Annotated in this window: 5 protein-coding genes and 1 pseudogene; 2 read left to right on the forward strand and 4 right to left on the reverse strand. The window is 63.7% G+C overall.

What is annotated here, in order from left to right:
- Positions 1-71: 71 nt before the first annotated feature.
- From CEX87_RS26760 to CEX87_RS26775, 4 genes are all read right to left on the reverse strand, one after another.
- Positions 72-323 carry a hypothetical protein gene (locus CEX87_RS26760; RefSeq protein ID WP_064394422.1) on the reverse strand — a complete coding sequence of 84 codons (252 nt, stop codon included), beginning with the start codon at positions 321-323 and terminating at the stop codon, positions 72-74.
- Between the two features lie 133 nt (positions 324-456).
- Positions 457-960: a DUF2505 domain-containing protein gene (locus CEX87_RS26765; RefSeq protein ID WP_094289852.1), complete on the reverse strand. Its 504-nt coding sequence runs from the start codon at positions 958-960 to the stop codon at positions 457-459.
- 176 nt (positions 961-1,136) lie between these two features.
- Positions 1,137-1,937 carry an alpha/beta fold hydrolase gene (locus CEX87_RS26770; RefSeq protein ID WP_094289854.1) on the reverse strand — a complete coding sequence of 267 codons (801 nt, stop codon included), beginning with the start codon at positions 1,935-1,937 and terminating at the stop codon, positions 1,137-1,139.
- A gap of 77 nt (positions 1,938-2,014) precedes the next feature.
- Positions 2,015-2,788 carry an SDR family NAD(P)-dependent oxidoreductase gene (locus CEX87_RS26775; protein ID WP_094289856.1) on the reverse strand — a complete coding sequence of 258 codons (774 nt, stop codon included), beginning with the start codon at positions 2,786-2,788 and terminating at the stop codon, positions 2,015-2,017.
- A 466-nt stretch (positions 2,789-3,254) separates the two neighbouring features.
- Here CEX87_RS26775 and CEX87_RS27170 point away from each other — a divergent pair, with 466 nt between their 5' ends.
- On the forward strand, positions 3,255-3,440 hold the full coding sequence (locus tag CEX87_RS27170; RefSeq protein WP_064417181.1) for a hypothetical protein: 186 nt from the start codon (positions 3,255-3,257) through the stop codon (positions 3,438-3,440).
- Between the two features lie 65 nt (positions 3,441-3,505).
- A pseudogene (locus CEX87_RS27175) lies at positions 3,506-4,328 on the forward strand (hypothetical protein); the annotation flags it as partial.

Below are 4,328 nucleotides of genomic sequence, written 5' to 3' on the forward strand. Positions count from 1 at the left end.
TCGTGTATAAGAGACAGGCCACCGCCTCCGCCCCCTGCTTGAGGACGGGCCGGGCTATTGGCTTCCCGGAGCTACTCGGGTGTGAGTTGTTCGGAGTCAGCGAACAGCAGCGTGCCCTCGTCGAGCATCACTGCCCAGCGGCGGGCGGGATCCGCGATGTGGTTGGAGCCGATATCGACGGCCACGGCGGTCATCTCACCGAAGTCTTCGACGATGACGCCACGTGCCTCGGCGTCCGTGTCGGGGTTCACGCGGACACGGACGTCCACGGCCAACTCCGAGTCGTGGCCTTGCTCCCGATCGTCGACGCTTTGATCAGCCACCGATACCCCCTGACGCCCGTCAAGAATTTGCGTGGAGGTCAGTGAACCACGATCGATCCCGGCCGAGCAGGGATTTCGGAGAAATCTTCTCTTTGCGGACAGCGGCGGTAGCTCGTCGGCTCCCGGCGTAGGGTCAGGCGCGCTCACGGGTCCACTGGGCGATGAAGCGAAGAATCTCGGGGATCTGATCCATCATCTGGCGACCGAAGTAGCTTTCGATCTTGCCGCCGACGATCGGGATCTTGACTTTGACGATGCCGCTGCACTCGAGGCGCTTACCGTCACGCGTCGGCGTCATCTCGATGGTGCCGCGGCCGGAGCCAGGCGCTCCGTGGGCCTGGACGTGGATCAGCCCCCGCACCTTGTCCCCACAGTCGACGGTCCACGTCTCGCTTTGCACCAGTTCTACACCGCCGGGGTAAAGCTTGCCAAAAAGCCCCGGCAGCACGGTGTTTCGCAGGTCTTGGGCAACCGTAACCCGCACTTCCCCCTGCGCGTCGACGTCGAATGAGCGCAACTCCGCGGTGCCGTTGTGCGGCTCTAACCGCGCCAGCCAGTATCCGCGCTCGGAGAACGCGGCCTGGATCTGTTGGACGCTGACCGCGGATTCGACGGTGCAGTCGAATGACTTTGACATGTCAGAAGGCTATCGCTGCACGGCGGGACGATCGATCATTGCGGTGCCCCGGTGATCACGGTGAACAGGTCGGTGATGCGGTCCCCGGCGATGAGCGCGACGTCGAATTCCGCCACGGTCGGCGTGGTGCTGCCCGGAGCAACGACATTCCAGGCGAGATACCCGAACCCCCGGCGTCATTGATGACGCTGAATGGCGTCGCAGAAGTCGGCAATCAGCGCGGTGACCTCCGCGGCTTGTTCGATCTGCGGGAAGTGGCCAGAGCCGGGCAACATCGCGGCGGTGGCTTGTGGCACCTGAGCAAGCACCAGGTCGATCCAGGGTGCACTCTGTCCCGATCCGAGCGACACACGTTCGCGTGCCGCATCGAGGGTCGTGCATTGAATCGCCAGCAGCGGGACGCGGACAGAGTCGAGTGCGCTCTCGACCTCGCCGGCATCCCAACCGACCAGACTCGTCAGCAGCTTTCTTCCAATTGGCGCGGGAAAACCAACGCCTCGGTCAATGATCCGCTTCGCCAGATCGGGGTCGCTCGACGCGAAGAACATCGATTCGAAGAACCGCTGTATGAATCGCCCATAGCCGTCGCCCGCGAGTTCGTCGGCCATGGCCTGCTCGGCTATGGCGGGATCACCATCGCCGATTCGGCTGCCGTCGACGAGTACGAGGCCGGACACGGCGTCGGGCGCTACCCGGCACGCCTGGAGAGCGACGCGACATCCCATGCTGTGGCCTACCACGATCGCCGGCGGCAGCGACAACTCCGTCATGGCTCGGGCCACCGCGGCGCCGTATGCCTCGACCGTGCAGTCCTCTAGTGCGGCCGTGCTGGAGCCGTGCCCGGGCAAGTCGCATACGACGACGGTGGTCCTTGTCTTGAACCAGTCGACCTGGGCCTGCCAGTCCGTGCCGTCGCAAGCAAGCCCGTGCACGAAGACCAACGGAGGGCCACCAGAGCCGGTTCGTGTCACTCGCATCCTCGGAGCTCCTTCGCTCGAGCGGGGATAATCTCCTGTAGCCAGCGGCATTTCACGACATTGTTGGAGTTCGAGCACTATTGCGCTAGGTATCCGCCATCGACGGGCAACACTGCTCCGGTGATGAACGAGGCGTCGTCGGACGCGAGAAAGGCGATGGCGCTGGCGACTTCGGCCGGTTCACCGAGACGGCCGATCGGGTGCATGCGCTCGATCGCCGCCAGATACTCCGACCCACCCGGCTCATCGGGAAGCTGCTTGACTCGCTCGGTTCGAATCGTCCCTGGGGCAACGGCATTGACCCTGATGCCGCGGTCGGCCCACTCGACGGCCAGGTGCTTGGTCATGCCGGTAGCGATGAACTTGGCGGGCCCGTAGGCGGCCTGTCGCTTCTGGCCTGCCAGTCCGGAGATCGAGGAGAGGCAGACGATGGCGCCGCCCCCGGTGGGCAACATCGCCTCGATCGCGAACTTGCAAGTCAGGAACATTCCGCGGCCGTCGATGGCCATCACCTCGTCCCAGTTGGCGGCGGAGACCTCAAGCGCATCGCCGAGCGGGATGATCCCGGCGTTCGCTACCAGCACGTCGAGCCGTCCGTAGCGGTCGGTCGCCGCTGTGATCATCCGCTGCGCATCGCCTTCGACCGAGACGTCGCCGACAACTATCTCGACTTCCGCCCCGGACTGCCGCAGTTCGTCGGCCAGCGCGAGCAGCGGCTCGCTTTGTATGTCGGTAATGACTAACCGGGCTCCTTCGCGCGCGAAGCGCACGGCCGTCGCCCGGCCGATCCCGAACGCCGCCCCAGTGATCACGGCGGACTTTCCGTGGAGACGCCCTAGTTCTGGGGTCACAGCTGGGCCCTCAGCTTGGTCGACAACGCTCCAGCCTCCTTTGTGCGCCGAAGTTGTCGACGCGGTAAGTGCCAAGCTCGACCTGGCGGTCGTGCGATCTCGAAATGGAAACGTCTGGGAGAGATCGCGATCAGGGCAGTTCCTCGGTGTTGGACGCGCAAAGCTTATGTCCACGCGCGAGCTGCGGATTCGTTTTCGACCCCTGACGGCGTCAAGAGCATTCATCGTCCGGGCGCTGACTCATGGGGAACCAAAAATCACGACCTCTGAAGGCGGTCACCGAAACCGTGGCAGCGTCTTTCTACTGACCTCGGACCTGACAGCGAATGTTAGAGCCCATACCCCCCAATCGGTTGAACTTCTCTCCTCCACATGATGGGCCGATCAGCCGACGCGTCCAGGCTCGGATTATCAGTAACTTCATGACGTAGTCGTCACTGCATCACACTTAGAAAGGAAACATCAGATGACAGACGCCAATCCGGTACACGATCACTACACCGTTATCAGCCACGCCTGCGAAATCCACACTTTACGCGTCGTAATCGCCGGAGATCCCGCCGACGCAGCCGAGACTCATCGCGAGCATTTCCCTGGGGACGCCATCATCCGGGTCGAGCAAGCAACCCCGTCGGTGCAGCTGACTGCCTAGCGACACTGAAAGAGCCGCTGACCGCATCGATGGGATCTCCAACTACAGCCGGTCCATCTCCCCACGTGGGAGATGAACGTCGCTGCAGCGACACCGAAGCCGCTGCGCCAGCGCACTTCGGCGATCGAACCCGCGACTACGGCGCAGATCAGCCAGAAGAACAGCCAACACCAGCTGCAGGCGGCCAGAGCGCTGCCAACGGCTTCGCCGCTGTTGCCAAACCCCCACGTTTTGACATCACTTGTGAAGGCAATCGCGTTCAACAGCCGCTTTCAATCCGCCGGTACTCGCGCCGCTTTGTTCGGAACGCAGCCCCACCGGAAGCGGCGTACCGTTTCCTCACAGGTACTTTCCAGGGGGTCAACATGTCGGATCCGGGGTGGTATCCGCCAATTGAGGGTGCGCACTGGCGGCCCGCGGAGGACTTCCCGACGTCCCCCGTCGAGCCTGAACCAGCACCGGCCAAGGCCAACCGAAATTGGGTGGTGCCCGCAGCCCTGGCCGTCGGTGCCGCTGGTGTCGCTTCGGCTGTGACGTTGGGTGTGGTGTTGTGGCCGCGACAGGAGACCGCGCCCGCCCCGCCGACGATTACGGGGTCACCAGCACCACCGCCAGCCCCCACCACGTCAGCGCCGCAACCCGCCGAGGCTGTCGCCGAAGCAGTTCAGTCTTCGATGCAGGAGGATCTCGACGACGACCCCGATCTGCCCAGTTTGAAAGTCACAAAGGTGAGGTTGGTTCACAAGTCGGGGAATGAATACAAGGGCATCGCGACCGTACGTACCTCGGATGGGGAGTCGCATGACGTGCCGGTGGATGTGACAGCCGACGACGACAACCTCCTGTGGGAAACACCGCCGGGGGCGTTCGCTTCGCGCACGACGAGCC

This window comes from Mycobacterium lehmannii (assembly GCF_002245535.1).
Classification (GTDB): domain Bacteria; phylum Actinomycetota; class Actinomycetes; order Mycobacteriales; family Mycobacteriaceae; genus Mycobacterium; species Mycobacterium lehmannii.